Source organism: Lactococcus sp. bn62 (assembly GCF_029492705.2).
Taxonomy (GTDB): Bacteria; Bacillota; Bacilli; order Lactobacillales; family Streptococcaceae; genus Lactococcus; species Lactococcus petauri.
Genome location: NZ_CP120417.1, coordinates 1 through 20,778, shown reverse-complemented (window position 1 = coordinate 20,778; position 20,778 = coordinate 1). Strand labels below are relative to the sequence as shown.

At 36.3% G+C, this 20,778-nt stretch carries 14 protein-coding genes and 1 pseudogene; all 15 read right to left on the bottom strand.

What is annotated here, in order from left to right:
- Positions 1–25 precede the first annotated feature (25 nt).
- Complete coding sequence (gene hpt / locus P3G65_RS00075; RefSeq protein ID WP_003133579.1) at positions 26–565, bottom strand: hypoxanthine phosphoribosyltransferase; 540 nt, start codon at positions 563–565, stop codon at positions 26–28.
- The gene (gene tilS, locus P3G65_RS00070) at positions 558–1,811 is read right to left on the bottom strand and encodes a tRNA lysidine(34) synthetase TilS (RefSeq protein ID WP_019292432.1); all 1,254 of its coding nucleotides are present in this window, start codon (positions 1,809–1,811) and stop codon (positions 558–560) included. Before tilS ends, hpt begins: the two co-directional genes overlap by 8 nt.
- Positions 1,808–3,109: a serine hydrolase gene (locus P3G65_RS00065; protein ID WP_019292433.1), complete on the bottom strand. Its 1,302-nt coding sequence runs from the start codon at positions 3,107–3,109 to the stop codon at positions 1,808–1,810. Before P3G65_RS00065 ends, tilS begins: the two co-directional genes overlap by 4 nt.
- Positions 3,090–4,526: pseudogene (locus P3G65_RS00060) on the bottom strand (4-hydroxyphenylacetate 3-hydroxylase N-terminal domain-containing protein). Before P3G65_RS00060 ends, P3G65_RS00065 begins: the two are co-directional and overlap by 20 nt.
- Positions 4,523–4,804: a S1 RNA-binding domain-containing protein gene (locus P3G65_RS00055; RefSeq protein ID WP_019292435.1), complete on the bottom strand. Its 282-nt coding sequence runs from the start codon at positions 4,802–4,804 to the stop codon at positions 4,523–4,525. Before P3G65_RS00055 ends, P3G65_RS00060 begins: the two are co-directional and overlap by 4 nt.
- Positions 4,801–5,172, bottom strand: coding sequence for a septum formation initiator family protein (locus P3G65_RS00050; protein ID WP_019292436.1), 372 nt, complete (start codon positions 5,170–5,172; stop codon positions 4,801–4,803). The genes P3G65_RS00055 and P3G65_RS00050 overlap by 4 nt, the downstream gene beginning before the upstream one ends.
- Positions 5,173–5,199: 27 nt before the next feature.
- Positions 5,200–5,472, bottom strand: coding sequence for an RNA-binding S4 domain-containing protein (locus P3G65_RS00045; protein ID WP_017370095.1), 273 nt, complete (start codon positions 5,470–5,472; stop codon positions 5,200–5,202).
- 119 nt (positions 5,473–5,591) lie between these two features.
- Positions 5,592–9,077, bottom strand: a complete 3,486-nt coding sequence (gene mfd / locus P3G65_RS00040; protein ID WP_040086925.1) for a transcription-repair coupling factor — start codon at positions 9,075–9,077, stop codon at positions 5,592–5,594.
- On the bottom strand, positions 9,074–9,646 hold the full coding sequence (gene pth, locus P3G65_RS00035; protein WP_019292458.1) for an aminoacyl-tRNA hydrolase: 573 nt from the start codon (positions 9,644–9,646) through the stop codon (positions 9,074–9,076). The genes mfd and pth overlap by 4 nt, the downstream gene beginning before the upstream one ends.
- A 108-nt stretch (positions 9,647–9,754) precedes the next feature.
- Complete coding sequence (gene ychF / locus P3G65_RS00030) at positions 9,755–10,870, bottom strand: redox-regulated ATPase YchF (protein WP_284071206.1); 1,116 nt, start codon at positions 10,868–10,870, stop codon at positions 9,755–9,757.
- 115 nt (positions 10,871–10,985) lie between these two features.
- The gene (locus P3G65_RS00025) at positions 10,986–11,189 is read right to left on the bottom strand and encodes a DUF951 domain-containing protein (RefSeq protein WP_019292460.1); all 204 of its coding nucleotides are present in this window, start codon (positions 11,187–11,189) and stop codon (positions 10,986–10,988) included.
- A gap of 1 nt (position 11,190) precedes the next feature.
- Positions 11,191–14,754, bottom strand: a complete 3,564-nt coding sequence (addA, locus tag P3G65_RS00020) for a helicase-exonuclease AddAB subunit AddA (protein ID WP_019292461.1) — start codon at positions 14,752–14,754, stop codon at positions 11,191–11,193.
- Positions 14,747–18,070 carry an ATP-dependent nuclease subunit B gene (gene rexB / locus P3G65_RS00015; RefSeq protein ID WP_284071205.1) on the bottom strand — a complete coding sequence of 1,108 codons (3,324 nt, stop codon included), beginning with the start codon at positions 18,068–18,070 and terminating at the stop codon, positions 14,747–14,749. The genes addA and rexB overlap by 8 nt, the downstream gene beginning before the upstream one ends.
- A 43-nt stretch (positions 18,071–18,113) precedes the next feature.
- Positions 18,114–19,256 carry a DNA polymerase III subunit beta gene (gene dnaN, locus P3G65_RS00010; protein ID WP_019292463.1) on the bottom strand — a complete coding sequence of 381 codons (1,143 nt, stop codon included), beginning with the start codon at positions 19,254–19,256 and terminating at the stop codon, positions 18,114–18,116.
- Positions 19,257–19,419: 163 nt separating this feature from the next.
- Entirely contained in the window at positions 19,420–20,778 is a 1,359-nt protein-coding gene (gene dnaA / locus P3G65_RS00005; protein WP_019292464.1) for a chromosomal replication initiator protein DnaA, read from the bottom strand.

The window sequence follows — 20,778 nt, the reverse complement described above, 5'->3', positions numbered from 1 at the left end:
TTTTCATACTTTGGTATGAGTTTTTTTATTTGTTATAAACTTCTTCTTTTAATACACCGACATAAGGGAGGTTACGGTAGTGGTTATCAAAATCAAGTCCGAAACCGACAACGAATTCATTTGGAATTGTAAAGCCAGTATAATCTGCATCAATTTCCACAACACGTCCTTCTGGTTTATCCAAAAGTGTTACGATTTTAACGGTCGCCCCACGGTGTTCGAGAAGCTCTTTCAGATATTTCAAAGTACGGCCAGTATCGATGATATCTTCAACAATAATAATTTCTCGTCCAGTTACAGGAGTAGCCACGTCAAGAAGCAACTTTACTTCACCTGAAGACTCTGTTCCGCCATGATAGCTTGAAACGGTCATGAAATCCATTTCCAATTGGATATCCATGCGTTTAACTAATTCCGCAAGGAAGGGAACTGAGCCACGTAAAATGCCTAGAAGCAATGGATTTTTGTCTTTATATTCATCAGCAAGAATTTTTCCAAGTTCAATCGTTTTACTCTGGATTTCTTCTTCTGAAATGAGTACTTTTTTTATGTCTTTTTCAAGCATTATCAATATCCTCTCTTATAGTGGGTTTGACCCACAGCGTCCTTTTCATTTTATCATTTTTAAGGGCTTTACTCAAATCTGAAACAGTTAAATCAGTGATAGCATAGATATCTTTCTCAACTAAAATTAAAAGATTTTCGCGCTTTTCTAATGGAACATGTTGTTCAATAAAAAATTTCCGCAATTTTTTATGATGCCCATTTATCAAAATATAATCCCCTGGCTGACGCTTCCTTATTTCAATTTCACCTTCCATTGGAAGATCAACACGCATGAAACTAGCATCTTTGGGATCATTCTCCCTTATTTCGATTTCTTTTTTAGGGAAAGGTTGATTCGGAACAATCATGAAATACTGGTCATTTTTCACAAAAAAATAGGCGCTAGATAATTCCGAACGATATTGCTGCGGACGCTCAATAATCCATAAAAGTTCTGAAAATTTTGCTTTGGAAACCTGCAGGTCAGGGAATTTTTCTAGATATTCTTGAAGGATAAAATGTTGCAAAGCCCTCGATTGTCTGAGAAAAAGTTTGAGATTGATTTCGTCCTTGATAATTTCTAACTCTGCTATCTTATCTTTGATTACTGAAAAAGCCAAGGTAATTTCTTGCGACATACTTACAATTGCCTCAGAAAACTGTGGATTTTCCTGTGTAAGTGCTGGTATATATTGATTACGTACACGATTGCGCAAATAATCCGTTCCTGCATTTGTTACATCCTCAAAATATTCCTCCGCATCAAAATCTGCTTTACTAAAAGTGAGTAAAGGACGAATTAATTCACCGGTACCAAAGGCCTGACGTTCAGGAATTCCGGTCAAATGGCGTAAACGTCGTCCTGTAATTTCGCGCATGAGGACTGTTTCAACTTGGTCGCCTTTGTGATGCGCTGTGACCAAAGCAGTACAGTTTTTATCTGCCATAACTTGACGAAAAAACTCATAACGCATGTTTCTTCCTGCTTCTTCACTGAATTTCTCATCAGAATCATAATGAGCAACTTCCAATTCAATCTGGAGCTCCGTCATTTTTTGCTTCAGTTGTTCTTCTTCCCAATCTGCAACATCGCGTAAACCATAGTTTACATGTGCTGTAAACAACTCAACCTCAAGTTCTTTGCGATAAGTATAAAGCCAATTGAAAAGAGTCATTGAATCTTTCCCACCAGATAAGGCAACTAAAACGCGTCTGTGCTCTTTAAAGAATTCCTTTTGTTGAACCAGTTTTAGAAATCTATTCATTTGAGTACCTCATAGACATCCTTGGAAATTTGAGAAATGATCTTGTCACTACCACCTTTTGTTTCTACCACCAAGATATAAGGTTGATTTGTAAAAACAATAGCTGCATCATGATTGTAAGCATCAGCAGCACCAATTTTATGAGCAACACGAACATTTTTAGGTAAACCTGCCTGTATTTTTACATCGTCAAATTGTGTATCAAATAGAGCATTGAAGGAGTAACCTCCTTCATTATACAGAGCTTCGAGCACTCTTCCGGTCATTTCAGCTGAGGCTTCTCGCTCAACCGGATCCCAAGCTTCCCCTGCGATTTTTGTAATCTCATTTCGAAAAGCTGGAGAAAATTGTCCCGTTTCATAGTAGGCTAAAAGATTGCTTCCCACATTATCCGAGTTTTTTGCTGTCCGATCGATAACTTCTGATAAGGAGTAGCCTTTATTATCAGCTATAACTGGTAGTGTTCCTGTTCCTCCAGCTTCAAATGAACCTTTAAATGTATTAATTGCAGTATTATATAGCAATTTGTCGCTTAAGGTTGCTTGACCTTCATTTAAGCGCTTTTGTGTCCAATACAATATCGGAAGCTTCGATAAACTCGCTGCATACATCTTTTGCTTTTGGTTGACACCTATTGTAAATGAGTTGTCCAGTTGTTTAACATAAATAGAATACTTTGAATCGTCATACTTTTGCTTCAACATCTCTTGAGCCTGAACCATCTTAGGGTCTTCAAACTTCAAGTTTTCCTTGCTAATCCATCCTGTTTGTCCCCCATTAAAGCTAACCTCATAATAAGTGCCCCAATGAGTTGTGGCAACTTGATTGGTAAGCAGTTTTTGACCACCTGAAAGTTTTGTGTAAACTTCCTTGTCATAAGTCGTAAACGGACTATAATAAACTTCAGCTGTCTTTGCTGTATAAACACTTATCTTTTGCTCTTCTTTCTTCAGTAAAACATCTGAACCTATCATTTTCGGATCTGCTTTGACAAAAGTATGATTGGCCAATTCAAACATATTTTCTTTTAAATTTATAATTTCAAGCTGTTTCTGCCTCGGAATTTCCCCGATTTTTTGTGTCATGGATGCATCTTTGTAGGCTATTACTTGAGTAAGCGTCACGGCACGAGAAGGTATGCTTGTATAGTAATTTTCCTTACTTTGTGTTAAGCTTTTTACTTTGGAATCAATGCTTACATTTTGATTCTTCTGCGGCAAGATAAAAAAGGCTGGCATGAGCATTATAATCATTACCAACCAAACAGCTATATTCATTTCATTCTTCAGTTTTTGCATTTTCTAAAACCTTATCAATCATATCGTATGCTTTACTTAAGTCTGCGGTTTTCCAGTGCATATTCTTAATCCACATTGGATTACCACCGTGCAGAAATTCATAAGTTCTTTGGCGTTGGCCAAAAGATTCGCCAGTAATATCCCAAGCTAAATTAAGCAGAAGTGCACGATCCTCTGCCTGAAGCAATGGACTAGTCATACTTGCTTTCAAAAGGTCAGCTATTTCGGAATTTTCAAATTCTCGAAAATCTGGCACGCCAACAATTGAGCCACTAGCAAATTCAGCAATGGCCCGAAGAGCTTCATCATAATACTTTGTTAAACTCGCACGAACGGCAAGTAAAACTTGCATATTTGGTTTTAAGACTTCATTTTCTATCTGCGCAGTATATTCACTCGCCAGAATACTGGATTTAATTATTTCCAAATTTACTGTTAAAGTTCCTAAAATCTCTTGCACACGCAAAAACTCAGTCAAGCCTAATTTTTCTGCTAAGCGTACAGCTAAGCCTGTTACAAATTCTAACTTCACATAGCCGCGAACTTCATCTTAATGTGCCGTATGTACAAAAAAACCTGAACCTTCAAAGAATGCATTCGACAAGGCAACATCACCACAAACAAAAAGACGTTCGTTTGGGATAAAGACATCATCAAAAATGATAAACGCATCCATCTCGTCAAAAGATCCCGAAAGGGGATAATCTTTGAGAGAAAATTCCTCTCGCATTGTGGATTTACGACAGACAATCTTCATACCTTCAGTAGCTAAGGGAACAGAAAAAGCCAGAGCAAACTTTTTATCTTCAGCTGAGAGCCCCGGCAAGTTAAAGACCATTAATTCATCAGCTAAAGGCGCCAAAGTATTAACCTGTTTGGCACCCCGAACAAGCACACCATCTGGACGCTCTTCTTTGATCCAAACTGCTGCAAATTCTTGCCCTTCTTCAAGCAAGGTATTCAAATTTTTCGAACGATCCACTTGAGGATTCTGAATTGCATGGGAAACGAATAAGTCTTTCTCCTTAACACCTTCTCCCCATTTTTTAGCATTTAGTGCATAATTCGTGCGTTGATCTGCTCCTAGAATATCAGCATAATAATCAAGAACAGCAATGCCCGTATCAATAAAATCAGGTGTACGTCCTAGCATCCCAAAGCTTTCACGCGCCACATCCTCATAAATCTTACGTTTTTTGGCCAAATCCTCAATACTTTTAGGTGGAAGAAACATTGTAGGACGCTGAATACCCTTTTCATCATACATATGCCCTGCTTTTTCGTTTTGCAACTCGTAATAACGTTGAATATATTTTAAAGTCCGTGCAAAAACTGGTTCTGCTGTAAAATCTTCAATGCGTTTTCCTTGATAATATACAGCACGTCCGTCATTCAAGTTTCCATCTTTTGTCGTCATAATCTTTTAAGGTTCCCGTTTTTTGTGCTTAAATCTCTCAGCCGATCTTCAGTTTCTTCCAAAAAACTCCCAAAAGTTTCTTTAAAATCTTTTTCGATAAAAGATAGTTCTATTTTTCCATCTTCACGTTCCTTCAAAACTTCCACTTCAATAAGATCGCCTGCTTTAAATTTTATCTGTCTTTTAGGTATATTCGACCACCGTAAAAGACCTGTTTTTGAATCAGAAAAAAGGACAAAAAGTCCAAATTTACTGATTGATTTTATTTTTCCAATCACGGCTCTATCCCACCATTGACAAGTTCTGGAATGCTAAAAACTTTCTCATTTGCTTGGGAATCATCTAATTTAGCACGCGCATATTTTGCTAAAAAGGTTGGATCTTTGAGTTTACTGATATCTGAACTTTTAAGGGCTAAATCGTGGTCCAATGCTGCATTTTTCTGTGCAGCTTGAGCCTCCATTGCAATTTGTTTTTGCAAATTTTGATAAGACTGTACCACACTGATAGTTGCTAAGCTAAAAAGCAACATTGCTCCAATCAAAATAATACCTAGATGTTTCCGTCGAGGTAGAGGTTGGGAGTTTCTTTCTGTTTGTTTAGCATTCGTATAATCATTTTTCAAATGAATAATTTGTTTGTCCATTTTTCCTCCGAAAAATTTATAGCTGAATTATAGTTCAGTATCTGCAGTAATCCGTGTTTCACTCAAAATTTTATACATTTTTTCTGCATCTTCTTTACGCGTGAATTCTTTAAGTTCTAGAACACTTACTTCTACAATCTTGTTTCCAAAGCGAATTTCAATGACATCATCAAATTTAACATCACTTGAAGATTTCGCTATTTTCCCATTGATCTTAATTCGTCCCTTATCAGCAACTTCTTTAGCTACAGGGCGACGTTTTATCAGACGAGAAACCTTTAAAAATTTATCTAATCTCATAGTGGTTATTATAACACACTTCAAGCCTTTTGAAAAATCACTTGAAATTATTTTTAGAGTCGTTAAAGGCTTTTAAATAAAGAGTTTTCTAAAAAAAGAATAATGTTTCATATGAAACATTATTCTTTTTCGTGCTTATCTCTTAATTCTGAAAGTTTTTCAGTAAAATTCATGATTTCACGTAGAAGGACGACATCTTTTCGATTTTCAATTTTAAAACGAAAAGTCATTTTTCCTAGCTTCTCACCCACACTTGCTTTTAAGTTTGTTTCAGACAAAGCTTCAAAATACTCTTGTGGATCGTACATCGTATTGGCTGATTTAGCCATTGTTAGCACAACTTCAAATTTATTTTTTTCGATTTTTTCAACGAGAGCATTATCCGCAAATGTTTTCAATAACCCAATTTCTAACAAGTAGGCAACCTCATCCGGATACTCTCCAAAACGGTCCATCATCTCATCTTGTAGTTCTTCATAGTTTTTTCGAGTATCCACTTGGCGAATACGCTTATAAATCTCAATTTTTTGTCTTTCATCACCGATATAATAACTTGGAATAAAAGCATCTAAGCCAAGCATAATTTCCGCATTGGTCTTCGTCTTAATCTTATCGCCACCCATGCGTTTATGGACTGCTTCTTCAAGCAATTGCGAGTAAAGTTCAAAACCAACCGAATCAATAAAGCCAGATTGTTCTGCTCCCAGCAAATTTCCTGCGCCTCGAATTGAAAGATCACGCATTGCAATTTTGAAACCTGAGCCAAGTTCTGTAAAGCCCTTGATTGCTTCTAAACGCTTTTCTGAAACTTCAGATAAGATTTTTTCTGGTTTATACATAAAGTAAGCATAAGCAACTCGACTGCTTCGGCCCACGCGCCCCCTTAATTGATACAGTTGCGATAATCCCATCATATCGGCATTTTCAATAAAGAGCGTATTGGCATTTGGAATATCAACCCCTGTTTCAATAATCGTCGTTGCCACTAAGACATCATATTCATTATTTATAAAATCCATCAAGGTATTTTCTAATTGAATTTCTGTCATCTGTCCATGAATATAGCCAATTCTTGCCTCAGGTATCAACTCTTCCAGTTGGGAAACTTTTTGCTCAATACTGTCTACTCGGTTATGAACGTAGTAAACCTGCCCACCACGCGAAATCTCCCGAAGTACCGCATCACGTACAACTCCATAATTTGTTTCCATTACATATGTTTGGACAGGATAACGGTTTGTTGGTGGCGTTTCAATGACTGATAAATCACGAATACCTAACATTGACATATGCAAGGTTCTCGGTATAGGTGTTGCGGTAAGTGTCAAAACATCAACCTGTGTTTTTAATTCTTTCAAACGTTCCTTGTGTTTGACACCGAAGCGCTGTTCCTCATCAATAATCATTAAGCCCAAGTCAAGAAATTCGACATCCTTGGATAAAAGACGATGGGTACCAATGATTAAGTCCACGCGTCCTTTCTTTAACTTATCCAAAATCGCCGTTTGTTGAGCCTTGGTTTGGAAACGACTCAAAACAGCAATGTTTACACCAAAGTTTACAAAGCGTTCCATAAAGTTATTATAGTGTTGTTCCGCTAAAACAGTGGTTGGTACTAAAACGGCGACCTGTTTACTGTCATTAATTGCTTTAAAGGCTGCACGCATTGCAACCTCTGTTTTCCCAAAGCCAACATCTCCCACTAATAGTCGATCCATCGGTCGCTCAAGTTCCATATCCTTTTTGATTTCACTAATTGAGCGCAACTGGTCTGCAGTTTCTGGGTAAGCAAATCCATTGTCAAATTCTTCCTGGTTAACATCATCCACAGAAAAAGCATGACCTTTTAAAGCTTGTCTTGCCGAATACAGTTTGATCAGGTCCTCAGAAATATCTTCGACTTGTTTACTTACAGACGACATCGTTTTACGCCAACGGCCATCATTAAGCTTATTTATCTTGGGAGTTTTTCCCTCTGCAGCAGAGTATTTACTTAATAGATTCAGATGGTCTACTGGAACTGATATCGTATCACCATTTTGATATTGAATCGTCAAGTAATCACGATGCATTCCTGATACTTCAATGGTTTGAATACCTAAGTATTTCCCTATCCCGTGATTTTTATGTACAACGTAATCACCAACTTCGAGTTCGTTGTAATCTTTTAGACGTTCTGCATTAGTGATATTTAAACGCCGTGTTTTTTTCTTTCTTGCTTTACCAAAAATTTCTGACTCAGTAATAACAACAAGTTTCTCATCAATAAAATTAAAACCATTGTTAAGATTTAATTTCAAAAGGTTTATTTTTCCTTTTTGGATTTCATCAATGGACACCATTTGAAGCTCTAAATCTAGTTTCTGGAGCTCCGAACGTAGTTTCTCAGAAGACACAGCCAAAACAACTGTAAAACCCTGCTTTACAAACCTGTCAACTTCGGTGTAAAAGAGTTCCATTTGCCCAAAGAACTGCTGCATCGAATGTTGATTAAAATTATATAAAGCATCAAACTTTATATTACCTAAGCCTTTTTGAAAATTCGAGAAAAAACTTGCCGGTTTGTGAGAACGTAACTTAGAAATAACATCTAAAAGATAGGTTTGTCCTTCAAAAGAGCGTCCCATACTTTTTTCCGAAACAATAAATTCTGCAAGTTCTTGTTCTGTTTTATTATTGGCTTCGTTAATTTTTTGAAAATCATCAATAAAGATTTGAATATTTTTCGGAAAATAATTCAAAAGAGAGGCTGGCTTTTCGTAAAAATATTCTGCAAACTTGCGTAACTCTTTATGATAGTAATGATTTTCCGCTGCTGCAATCACTTCTTCAAAATAAGATTGAGCTGTAGGATCGGTTACATTTTGTAGCTGAGCACTTAATTTTTTTACACCTTGCTCAAATTCCCAAGGCATTAAAATAAAATCGCTCGCCGGATATATTTCTACTTGATCCATATTTTCGTGCGAGCGTTGTGTCTCACTATCAAATGCACGAATCGTATCTACTTCGTCGCCAAAAAATTCCAGTCTTAAAGGTTGAGCTGCATCGAGTGGATAAATATCCACGATATCGCCACGTTGTGAAAACTCTCCAGGTACCATCACACGCTGTGTCTTCTCATAACCGGCGCTGGCTAATATTTCGAGTAGACTTGTCATCTCAAATTCATCACCTTGAGTCAGGAGAAGGTAGTTTTCTTGAAAATTATCAGGGTGAGGCAAGAGCGAACGTAAAGCCATAAAAGGAACGACCAAAAATCCTTTTTGCTGTGTATCAAGCAGGAAATTTAGAGCTTCAAGACGATAGGCTGTCCGGTCTTTACTTGCTATTGCAAATTCAGCATAGACATTGTCATCTGAAAAAAATTGGTAAACCTTCTCATCTTCAACAAGATTAGTCAGTTCATCATAAAGTTCGTTTGCGTGGTATTGATTATCAGTGACAATCACGTACTTATCCGGATTATTCTCATAAGCATTAGCCATAACCATCGCCTGAGCAGTTCCAGATAGACCGGTTAAAAGCGTACGCTCTGCTTTTGCAAAACTTCTCTGCCATGATTGTAAATCGTGGTTTTGATCAAAAAATTCGTTTATCTTCATTGTCCGTTAAATTTATTCATTGCTTGTGAAAAATCATTTGATTCAATATAGAATTTAACTGCCTCTACAGCCTTGTTTATGCCGTCCTGTGCAATTTCTACATTTTCTTTATCAAATTTAGATAAGACATGTGCAACTACTGTTTTTCCATGTTCTGGACGTCCAATCCCAATTTTTACTCGGTTGAACTGCTCTGTTCCTAGATGAGTGATTGTTGATTTTATTCCGCGTTGACCACCTGAAGAACCTTTTTGACGCAGTCTCACGCGTCCAACAGCCGAGTCCATATCGTCAACAATAACCGTCAAATCTGCTGGATCCAGATTATAGTAAGTCAACAAAGGTTGGATGGCACGTCCTGATTCATTCATGAAGGTTTGCGGTTTTACTAGAAAAACTTTTTCACCATTAACGAAAGTGGAAGCAACTTCAGCCATAAAGGTTTTTTCCATGCTAAAGTTTACACCATAGTCTTTTGCAAGTAAATCAACAGCCATAAAGCCCATATTATGTTTGGTTTGCTCATACTTGTCGCCAGGATTTCCTAGCCCTACAATCATTTTTGTCATTTTTCTCCTCTTTCCCAAAAATAGCAAAAGGCTGATTCATACAAATCAGCTCTTTTTAGTTATTGTAAAACTTTTTGGCTCATAGACTTAAACGCTTGGGGAATTATCTTACACGTTAAAGCGGAATTCCATGATATCGCCATCTTGTCCCACATATTCTTTACCCTCTTCACGTAAACGTCCTGCTTCTTTAACAGCCTTTTCACTACCATATTTCATCAAATCATCATAAGACATAGTTACAGCACGAATAAATCCTTTTTCAAAGTCACTATGAATGACTCCTGCCAATTGAGGAGCTTTCATGCCTCGCTTAAAGTTCCAAGCACGCACTTCTTTTTCGCCAGCTGTAAAATATGTGGCAAGTCCAAGTAAGTGATAAGCTGCTTTTGTCAATTTATCAACACCAGATTCTTCTAAACCGAGTGCTTCAAGAAACTCTACTTTGTCCTCATCATCAAGTTCGGCAATTTCTTCTTCAGCACGTGCTGAAATAACAACAACCTCTGCATTTTCAGTCGCTGCAAATTCACGAATTTGTTTCACATATTCAATGTCATCTGGTGCACTTACTTCATCTTCACCTACATTAGCGACATACAGGACAGGTTTTGTAGTAAGTAGGAATAGCTGTTTGACAACTTTTTGCTCTTCTTCATCAAATTCTAATGTTCGCGCAGATTTTCCATCTTCCAAAACTGGCTTGATTTTAGACAAAACGTTGAATTCTGCTACCGCATCTTTATCCTTAACCGTACGTGCGACTTTTTCAACCCGCGCATAGCGTTTGTTTACGGATTCTAAATCGGCCAAAATCAACTCTAAATTAATTGTTTCAATATCTGCCAATGGATCAACAAAAGAATCCTCACGGTTATTTTCGCGCATCACGTTTTCATCATCAAAAGCACGAACCACGTGTACGATTGCATCAACCTCGCGAATATTCGCAAGGAACTTATTACCCAAACCTTCACCTTTAGAGGCACCTTTTACAATACCTGCAATATCTGTAAATTCAAAAGTTGTAGGAACAGTCTTTTTAGGTTTGATTAATTCTGTGATTTTAGTCAAGCGTTCATCGGGAACTTCAACCATACCTACATTAGGCTCGATGGTTGCAAAAGGATAGTTTGCTGCTTCAGCACCCGCTTTTGTAATTGCATTAAAAAGAGTAGATTTTCCGACATTAGGAAGGCCGACAATACCTGCTGTTAAAGCCATATTTATTCATTTCTCCGTCAAATTTTATAGTCATCCAATTATACCGTAAATCATGAAAAAAGACAAAAAAGCATATTCTATCAAGGTTTTTAAAAGCCCAAACAAAAAGTTGTGACTACATTGTCACAACTTTTTTTATTTTTTTATTGAAATCATTACGGTTCATCATAACGACATGATCACAATTCGTACATCGAATTTTGATATCTGCACCCATTCGAATTATTTCCCAACTGTTTGCTTTTTTTCCCGTTGATTTGATTGTACAAGCATGTGGTTTCTTCATTTCAACAATTGATCCTAATTGATAGTCTAACATTTTACAACCTTTCTACGACGACTTTTTGAGGTCCACCTAATAAAATCAAATACTTGTCAACTTGGTTGACATGATAGGCCTTCCTTAAAGCATCTGCATAGAGTTCCATCTGAACTTCATAATTTTTCTTGATTTCTGCAATCTGCGCTTGATTGCGAAAATAATCCGTTTTATAGTCAAACAAGATAATCTTATCTTCAAATTTTATAAAGCCATCACATATTCCTCGAACAATATATTGTTCTTGTGCAACTTCATCTGTTTTCAACATAGAAAAAGGTACTTCCTTGGTTGTACGCTCCACGTTATCAACCAGGACTTTACCAAAATCTGTGTCAAATAAAGTCAGAATTTTGGGTAAATCAATTTTGTTTTTCACTTCATCCAGAAGGTCCATCTGATCCAAGGTTTGTTGGAAGTCGAATAAGTTTGGTCGTGAAAAATCTGCATATTGCATAAAACTATGGGTAGCAGAACCTATTTCGGCAGCTGTAATTTTATGTTGACCAAAATCCAACATCTCCAACTGTTTTACACGTTCATACTCACTTGATGGTAAAACATTTCCCAACTCTAATTGCTTTTCATAACTTCTTTTTTTTACTTGACTGGGAGTTTGAATGCTTGAAAGCTTCGTTGCTGCTACCTTTGGATATTGATAATCTAATATAGCACGCGCTTGTTTTACATCGGATAAGCTGTCCATTATTTTATCAAATTTTTTCGCGTCTTCTGCTAATTTTTTAAAGTCAGGATAAACTGTAAACTTTTTATCAACTCCTTGTAAATCAGCAGCCTTGATTACTTTAAAATTCATCGGTAACTTATGTGCTTTTTGAAGAGCTAACAACCAATGTTGGTAGCCATTCGCAGCTTGACGATATTTAAGAGGTAAAATGCCTTTTTCTAATTTCGTTTCCACATATTTTTCCAGATCTTTTGGTTTGATTTTACCAACCATATAGAGTTTTTTCTTCGCTCTTGTAAAGGCGACATAAAGAACACGCATTTCTTCTGAAAGCATTGCATTTCGCTTCAAATCCTTATTGACGAGATACGGTAAGGTTTCCATTTTAACCAAAGCATAGGGGAAATCGGTCTCTACAGCTGACTCATTTTTTAAATCAGCAGTATATTTCATTCCTAAGCCATTTTCCCGAGTAAGTATCACCGAATCTCTTAGATCTTTCTGGTTGAACTTAGTTTGTAAATTCATGAGAAAGACAACATCAAACTCTAACCCTTTGGACTTATGAAAAGTCATTACTCTTACCGCATTTTGTGGCAACTTAATATTCACAGAAGCAAGGTCGTTGTTTTGTTCCATAAATTTATCAATCATCTTGATGAATCGGAAAAGACCTTTATAGCCCGAACTTTCATAGGATTCAGCCCTTACTGAAAGAGCATGAAGATTGGCTTGACGCATCTCACCATTTGGTAGCGCTCCAACATAGTCCAGATAAAAAGTTTCTGTGTAAATCTTCCATAGAAGTTCATGGATAGTGACTTCGTTTACAAGTTTACGCCACCCTGTAAATCTCTCCAAAAAGGTATCAATCTTTGTTTTAAGGGATTTGTCTATCAGCTCTCCATCACTAAGCTGCAACTTCTGCCAAAACCGGGTATCAGAACCAGCATTCAAACTAATCCTTGTAAGATCATCCTCTGTAAAGTTAAACATTGGTGAGCGTAAGGTCGCCACTAAAGGAATATCATAGAGCGGATTATCTATAGCACGCAAGATATCCAAAATTAAGGTTACTTCAAGAGATTTTAAAAAGTCAACGCGCCCCTCATCCAAAACGACTGGAATATCGTAAGCTTTTAAGATATCTTCAATTTTATTATTTTGAGATTTGGAACGTACCAAAAGAGCGATATCTTTATATTCTAAGTTCTCGTCAGATGCTATCAGCTCCTTAATTTGTTGAGCAACAACTTTTATTTCTCCATCACTCATTTGTTCTGACTCATCTTCTAAAGTATCTTCTTCATAAAGAAGGAGCTCAGGGTAAAAGTTATCTTTTAACTTCTCCGGATAGTCCATAAGATTCCCTTGGACCAATTCCTCTTCTTTACCGTAGATCATTTCTCCCACTTCTTCGTCCATCAAATGTTTAAATACCTCATTTGTGAAGGAAAGAACTTCACCGCGTGAACGAAAATTTTCTTTGAGACGAATCAGTTGATTAGGATTCGTTTCATCAGCATAGGCCATGTATTTCTTGAGAAAAAGACTAGGATCGGCCAAACGAAAACCATATATCGATTGCTTAATATCACCAACCATAAAAAGATTATCAGAGCCGTCACCATTTTTACTCAGCAACCGTAGCATCGCTTCTTGGACATGACTGGTATCTTGATACTCGTCAATCATGATTTCACTATATTTATTACGATAAGCCGTTGCGACATCTGGATTTTCTTCTAATATTTTAATTGCAAAATGGGCAATATCCGAATATTCAAATGCATTTTCCGAACGTTTTCGCTCCAGATAGACATTATAAAAATATAGAACAAATTTTTGAAGGGTTTCAGCCAAAACTTTTGCTTCAGGTTGATATTTTTCAATCGTTGACAAATGTTTTATTTTTTCTAAAAAATCTCTCACAAGACCTGGAGCAGTCTTGGTTCCTATCACAGACTTAAAACTTTCTGCTAAAATTTCATCTTTCTTTAATGACCAGCGCGAAAAGTCAAGAGATCTAAAAATTTCCGTAAATTGAAGATAATCTCTCCGAGCTAAACTAGAAAGAAGATGTTCTTGATTATCCACTACGATCTGTGCTTTTTCTAAAGTTTTCCCCGTAAGATTTTTTTCCGTCAGAGATTTCTGTAAATCTAAAATAAAGGTTTCGAGTTGTAAGACTACATCTTGTGAAAATGATTCGGGTAAATCAGAGAATTTTTGATAAAAATCAAATCCTTTAAGAAATTCATTTTTTAACCAATTTTCAGGACTTTCTGTTGCTGAAGCAAAGTTGTAAACCGTGTAAACCACGCTCTGGAAGCCTTTAATATTCCGATCTCTTGAAAAATTTTTTACCAGCTTTTCAAAGGTCTTTTTATCTATTTTTGCTATCTCTTTGATTTCTGATTGTTCTGAAAGATATTGCTCGACCAGATCATCAAAGACTTCTTGCTTCAAGAGATCACTCTCTGTCTGATCTGCTAGAATTCTAAAGTTTGGATCAATATCTACACGATTAAAATTTTCTCGTAACAATTTCTGTGTAAAGCTATCCATTGTACCAATGTCTGCATGAGGTAGTTTTTGTAATGCCAGTTTAATCCTTTGTTTTTCGATACTATCTTGAGATTTATAACTTGCTTTCTTTAGATCTTTTTCTAAACGCATGCGTAATTCTGCTGCCGCTTTTTTAGTAAAGGTTGAAATAAACAAGCTCTCAATATCAATGCCATTTTTTATTTTTTCAACAATCCGGTTCGCCATGACAAAAGTCTTTCCTGATCCAGCACTTGCTGAAACGAGTATATTATGTCCTTGGCTATGTATTGCTTCTTCCTGTTCGGGTGTCAATTTTACTTCAGTCATTTACTGGACCTCCTTTCAACTCTTCAAGAATCTCTTTGCGACTTTTTTGACCGACTTCACGGGCATAATCATTCATATGCCTGCTTGCTTCAAAGCGACAGATTGATTTTAAAGGACAATAGCGACATCCGTGTACATTACCAGATTTATCGATACCTTCTTTAGTCATGACTGGGTTAATCGCTATCTCTCCCTCACGCAGTCGTTCTCCCGCACGAGCATAATGACTTTCGTTGAGCTTGATAAGGCCTTCAAACTCCTCTTGACTATAGACATTATTTCGATTAATGTTAACAACGTCAATTTCCTGATTTACTTTATCCTTATACTCTTCCAGAATAAGACCTTCATAGCGCATTTTTTTAGCTAATAAGGCAGCTATTTCTCCTAAATAATCTACATCAGAAAGGTTGATGCTTTCGTTTTTTAACTGCAGGTAAAGAGCGCCCCAAAGCTTTTGATCAGCATTCATTTGCTTGAGGACATCTAAATAAGTAAGAAACTGTAAACTTGTTCCATCATAAGCTGACGCAAGATCAAATTTATGCTGACTAGATTTATAATCAATAGCACCAATACTATCATCAAAAAATTGATCAATTCTATCAATCCTTCCACGTAAATTAATATTGTCTATAGAAAAATTACCCAATTCACTTTGTGGTAAACCAAAAGCACTCTCGGTTGCTAAAGTCTTCATCTGAGCATTTTCCAAGCCTTTTTTCAAAACAACTGCAGTTTGCTTGACGATTTCTCCAAGATTTGTCCATGTAAATTGTGCTGTTGCATCTTGGGTGAAATAGCGGGCATAGGAAGTGTCAACATCACGTAAAACACTTTCCAAGTGATCATCGAAATTTTCGCTGGTCAAGTTAGGATTATCTAGGAGCTTTTCAAAAACTTCATGAAAGAAATTACCAACGACTTTTGAATTCAAATCTATATTTTCAAAACTTTCTAATCCTAAGGTCTGTTCTAAAAAGTACTGGTACTCGCAATTATAAAAACGTTCAAAACTACTCACAGAAGCATGGATTTTATCCTTGTAAATTTCTTTTACAGTCTCAGGATCCAAGGATACAGGGGCTATATCTTGATCAAGATTATAAATCAAACGTTGAAAATCTGGATTTTCTTTAAGAAGAATACGGAATAAACTGGACCAAAAACTACGTTTATCCTCTACCCCATCGATTTCCTCTTGAGCAAGTAGATGTTCAATTTTCCCAATATTTGTAATGAGAGAACGTGTATTCCCTATATGCGTTACAGTTTCCAGAAGATTAACTGAAGAGACTTCACGTTTAACACTTTCTCCTGCTTTTGTATGTTCAATAAATAACTGCAATAATGCCGAGCTATCATCTTGCGCATTCGCATAAATTTGAGGTGTCGAAAGTACGAGCTTTTCTGTTGCTGAATTGACCAAAGAGACACTTGTAAAGGTATTCTTACTAGAGTTTGTCACATTTAATTGCTCAATAAAACGAAAATCATCATGAGATACATTTTGATTAATAATCGCACGTTCTTCATCCGAAAGTAAGCTAGAATTTTTCTTGATTTTGGGAAAGTTAGCCATTGTCAGACCAATAGCATAGATATACTTATTGGTTCTTGCTTCCACCAGTTCATAGTCTTTTACATTGACAACATCAACATTTGCAGGAATTTGGCGATATTTCGCACCTTTCAACCCAGCTAAGATTAACTCAAGAAATTCGAGCACTTTCATCTTTTGCTCAGCAAAAACGGCCTGAAATTCCTTCAAATTAGAAAGCAGTAATTTCCAAACCTGTTCGTATTTATCTGCCAAGACATGATTTTCTTCAGCTTCAGCTTGATTATAAAGTAGATTCATATTCTCAAGAACATTGCCATTTTGGATAAAATGTTGAAATTGTTCAAGCCACTTGGCTCCCGTTTTTTCTGAACTACCTGTCAAAAACTTTTGAAGAGCTGAGGATTCACCAAGCATCTCTTCTCTTAAAGTTTCAACCTGCTCTAATTCTAAAAATTCACTTTCTTCAAAAGCAGTGGCAAATTTCTTTCTGCCTCGAATTTTATACTTGTTCACATAGTATTCAAAGTAATCTAAGGCATCTTGGCTAAAGTTTACACCACTGTAAACTTTGCTTTTAAGGAGATTGACCACATCATTCGTACGGTAATTGTTCTTTTTTATTGCATAAAGACTTTCTAAGAAAATTATCAAGGGATGCTGACTCATTGCTTCTTCCTGAGCATAGAAAAAAGGAATCTCATACAAATCAAAGATTTCTTGAACTGGTATTGCGTAAGCTTCCACATTACCAACCAATACCGTAAAGTCTTTAAATAAAGCGCCTTGAGCTATCTTTTGACGAATTTCTTTAGCAACGGTTTCGATTTCTGCCATCTGGTTTTCTGCTTCCCAGATTTCAAAATGTTCTTTATCTTTAGACTCTAGCTCAATATTTTCTCTTTCTTGAATAAAATTAGTTTCCAGTTCAATCAAACGTGTCAACTTATCATATACTTTATCTGGTTTTGTATTCGAAACAGAAGAGATTTGAGCAGAAAACTTATTGCGAAAACGTTGAATCATCTCTAGAGCATTCGTGTAAACCGACAAAGAAAAATCTGTCAACTTATAGTCTGATGAACGAGCATAGGTCCCAATGATGATTTCTGAACCTGCGGAATGAAGGGCAGAAATAAAACTTTCCTCTTCAGCAGTAAACCGCGTATAGCCATCAATAATGATTACCGCCTCATGTAACACCTGATTAAATTTGCCCTCATTTATACTTTGTATAAAATGTTGAAACTCTGAAAAATTAGCATAAGAAAGATTTAATTCATCTTCAAAACGTGCTAAAATTGCTGATAACTCCATATTTTTGGGACTTTCGGGTAATTCTTCACAGGTTAAATTTGCAGTAACTAATTCTGCACGCAAATTCACCAACATTTCAAGAAAAGCTGGTGAACTTTGCAAACTATAATAGAGTGGCAATTCTTCTTTAGAAAAAGACTTCAAAACTTTACGAAAAAGCATACTCAGTCCAGACTGACTGAGTTCGACTTTTTCATCTGTATTTTTTTCTTTACGATCAAAATAATAAGGAAGTTGCTTAAAACGTGTAACTAAGAGGTCAAAAACGGCTGTATCTGCACCTGATGAAATACGCTCTAAAATTTCCTTTTCTTTTTCAAAAGATATTGAAGATGGAACAATATAATAAACTTTTTTCTCTTCTTTCAATGCCTGTTGAGCACGCTCCAAAAGAAATTGAGTTATATCTTGTGTAATTTCAGTATAAATGATTTCCATAAAAAAATAGACCTCACTTTCGTTAAGTCTATTCTAACATTTTTTAGTTTGTTCTGACAGGTGTAATAAGCTGTACGAAACTGTCTGTATCATTTTTAGGAAGAAGTGTAAAAGGACGAACGTTTGAAATGAAACGAATACGAACTTCCGGTTCTTTTATAACACGAAGCGCATCAATCAGATATTGTGGGTTAAAGCTGATTGCAATATCCTCACCGATTTTTTCAATTGCAGTCAACTCTTCATGAACACTACCAACTTCAGGTGAATTGGCTGTTGTAATTACTGAATCTCCTGAAACAGTAAGTTTAACGGTACCATTTGCTGTTGCATTTGATAAGAGACGTGCACGTTCCATTGTACGACGTAAAGCAGCCACATCAAAGACGAGATTTAAGCTATAATCAGCTTCATTAGGTATTAAACGATTCGTATCAGGGTAAGTACCTTCAATTAGACGACTGTAGTAACTGATACGCTCATTACGGAAGAGAATTTGATTATTCGCCAAGGAAATATCCAAATCTTCCTCATCATTAGTAAATACATTTTTGAAACTTTGGATAGACTTACTAGGAAGAACGACATCAAAATCAGAACCGTCATTCTCAAGAGCAAGCAAGCGTTGGCTCATACGATGTGAGTCAGTCGCAACAGCTTTGAGATTTTTCTTATCTGATAAGACCAAATGTACCCCAGTAAAAATAGGACGACTTTCTTGCGTACTTACAGCAAATACTGTTTCTGTAAAAATTTCTTTCAAAAAACCAACATTAATTTTAAGAGGATTTTCTTGTGAAATTTCTTGAATACGTGGATAAATTTCGGCATCCTGTCCTTTTAAAGTAATTTCTGACTTTCCAGAAGTGAGTAGTACTTGTTTTTGTTCTAATTCTTCAAATTCTAAAGTAAGTTCTGGCATTTGACTAACTACACTTTCAAAGAATGAAGCTTCCAATAAGATACTACCAGTACCAGAGATATTCATTCCAGCATCTTTATCACTGGCAGGTAAAAAGTTCTCAATCGAAATTTGACCATTGGATCCTGTTAGTGTAATTCCTTCTGCACTGACTGTAATTTTTAATTTGGTTAAAGCAGGAATAGTAACTTTTGAACCAATCGCTTGTTTAGTAATTTTTAGTGCATTTTGAAAAGCTACTTTGTTAATTGAAAATTTTATCATGATAGTCCTTTTCTTTATTTATTTATATAAATATATTAGTAATAGTAGTAGGTCTTGTGAGTATGGGGATAAGCGCGAAAACATGAACTTTTATAAGTTTTCCACTGTGTATAAGTAGAGGATAACTCAAGGAAATCTTTTGAAGTTTTCCACAGGTCACTTTTTATTGAAACAGTCGCTTGATGGCGTCAATGTCTTTTTGAACATCGATGTCATTTTTCATTTTTTCTGTTATTTGCTTGTGCGCATACATGACAGTAGTATGATCGCGTCCACCAAACTCATTGCCAATAGCTGGAAGACTGAGTGCCAACAATTCACGAATCAAATACATTGCAATTTGTCTTGGAAATGCAATTTCTTTTGGTCGTTTAGGCCCAATAAGATCAGCTGTTGACACATGATAGTATTTTGCAACCTCATCTTGTATTTTTTTGACTGTCAAATTTGACAAAGGTTGCTGCGTATTACTTTTAAGAGAACGCAGAGCTTCACTGGCGGTATCAATATTGACTACCGTTTGGTTGTTTGTTTTCGCAACAAACTCTACACGATTAAGTGCACCTTCAAGTTCACGGACATTTGAGTCAATTTGGCCAGCGATATAACTAAGAGTTTCTTGAGGGAATTCTAAATTACTGCTCTCAGACTTTGTCTGGAGAATGGCCATACGTGTTTCATAGTCAGGTGCTGTGATGTCTGTCGTTAATCCCCATGAAAAACGAGTCACTAAACGCTCCTCAAGTTTATTGAGTTCTTGTGGTATACGGTCCGAAGTGAGAACGATTTGAGCACCACGATCATGAAGAGTATTAAAAGTATTGAAAAACTCGTTTTGGGTACCTTCTTTATCACTAAAGAACTGGACGTCATCAAGAAGAAGTATATCTAAGTTTCGATATGTTTCTTCAAATTTTGCCATCTGTCCTTTACGTGTTGCATTGACATAGTCATTGACAAAAGTTTCTGCAGATACATATTTAACCTTAGAATGCGGATTATCTTTCAAGATTTCGTTGCCAATCGCATGCATCAAATGTGTCTTGCCAAGTCCAGAACCTCCATAAATGAAGAGAGGATTATAAACATCCCCTGGTTTATCGGCAACAGCAAAAGCAGCAGCTTTTGCCCATTTATTACCTTCACCTTGGATGTAGTTATCAAAAATGTACTTTGGATTTAAGCGCGTGAAGTCCGGAGTTGCTAGAGCAGGTGCTTCATCAAATCCATCTTGTTCATTGGTTTCTTGTTCAATTTTTTCTGAAACTTCTTCTTCTGAAAGTAAATTGAAACGAATTGGTCGATCAAAAATTTCAAACCCAGCTGTACTGATTAGTCCTTCCTGACTCCGCCAAAAATCTTTATGAAACTTCGCACCCACGATAATGGTTGCTACATCATTTTCAATTTCTAACAGTTGGGCAGGCTCAATGAAGAAATCATAAGACTGCGGCTTGATATTTTTTTTCGCTAATTCTTTTACTCTCGTCCAAAATTCTTTTTTTTCTTTTTGGAGAGCCAT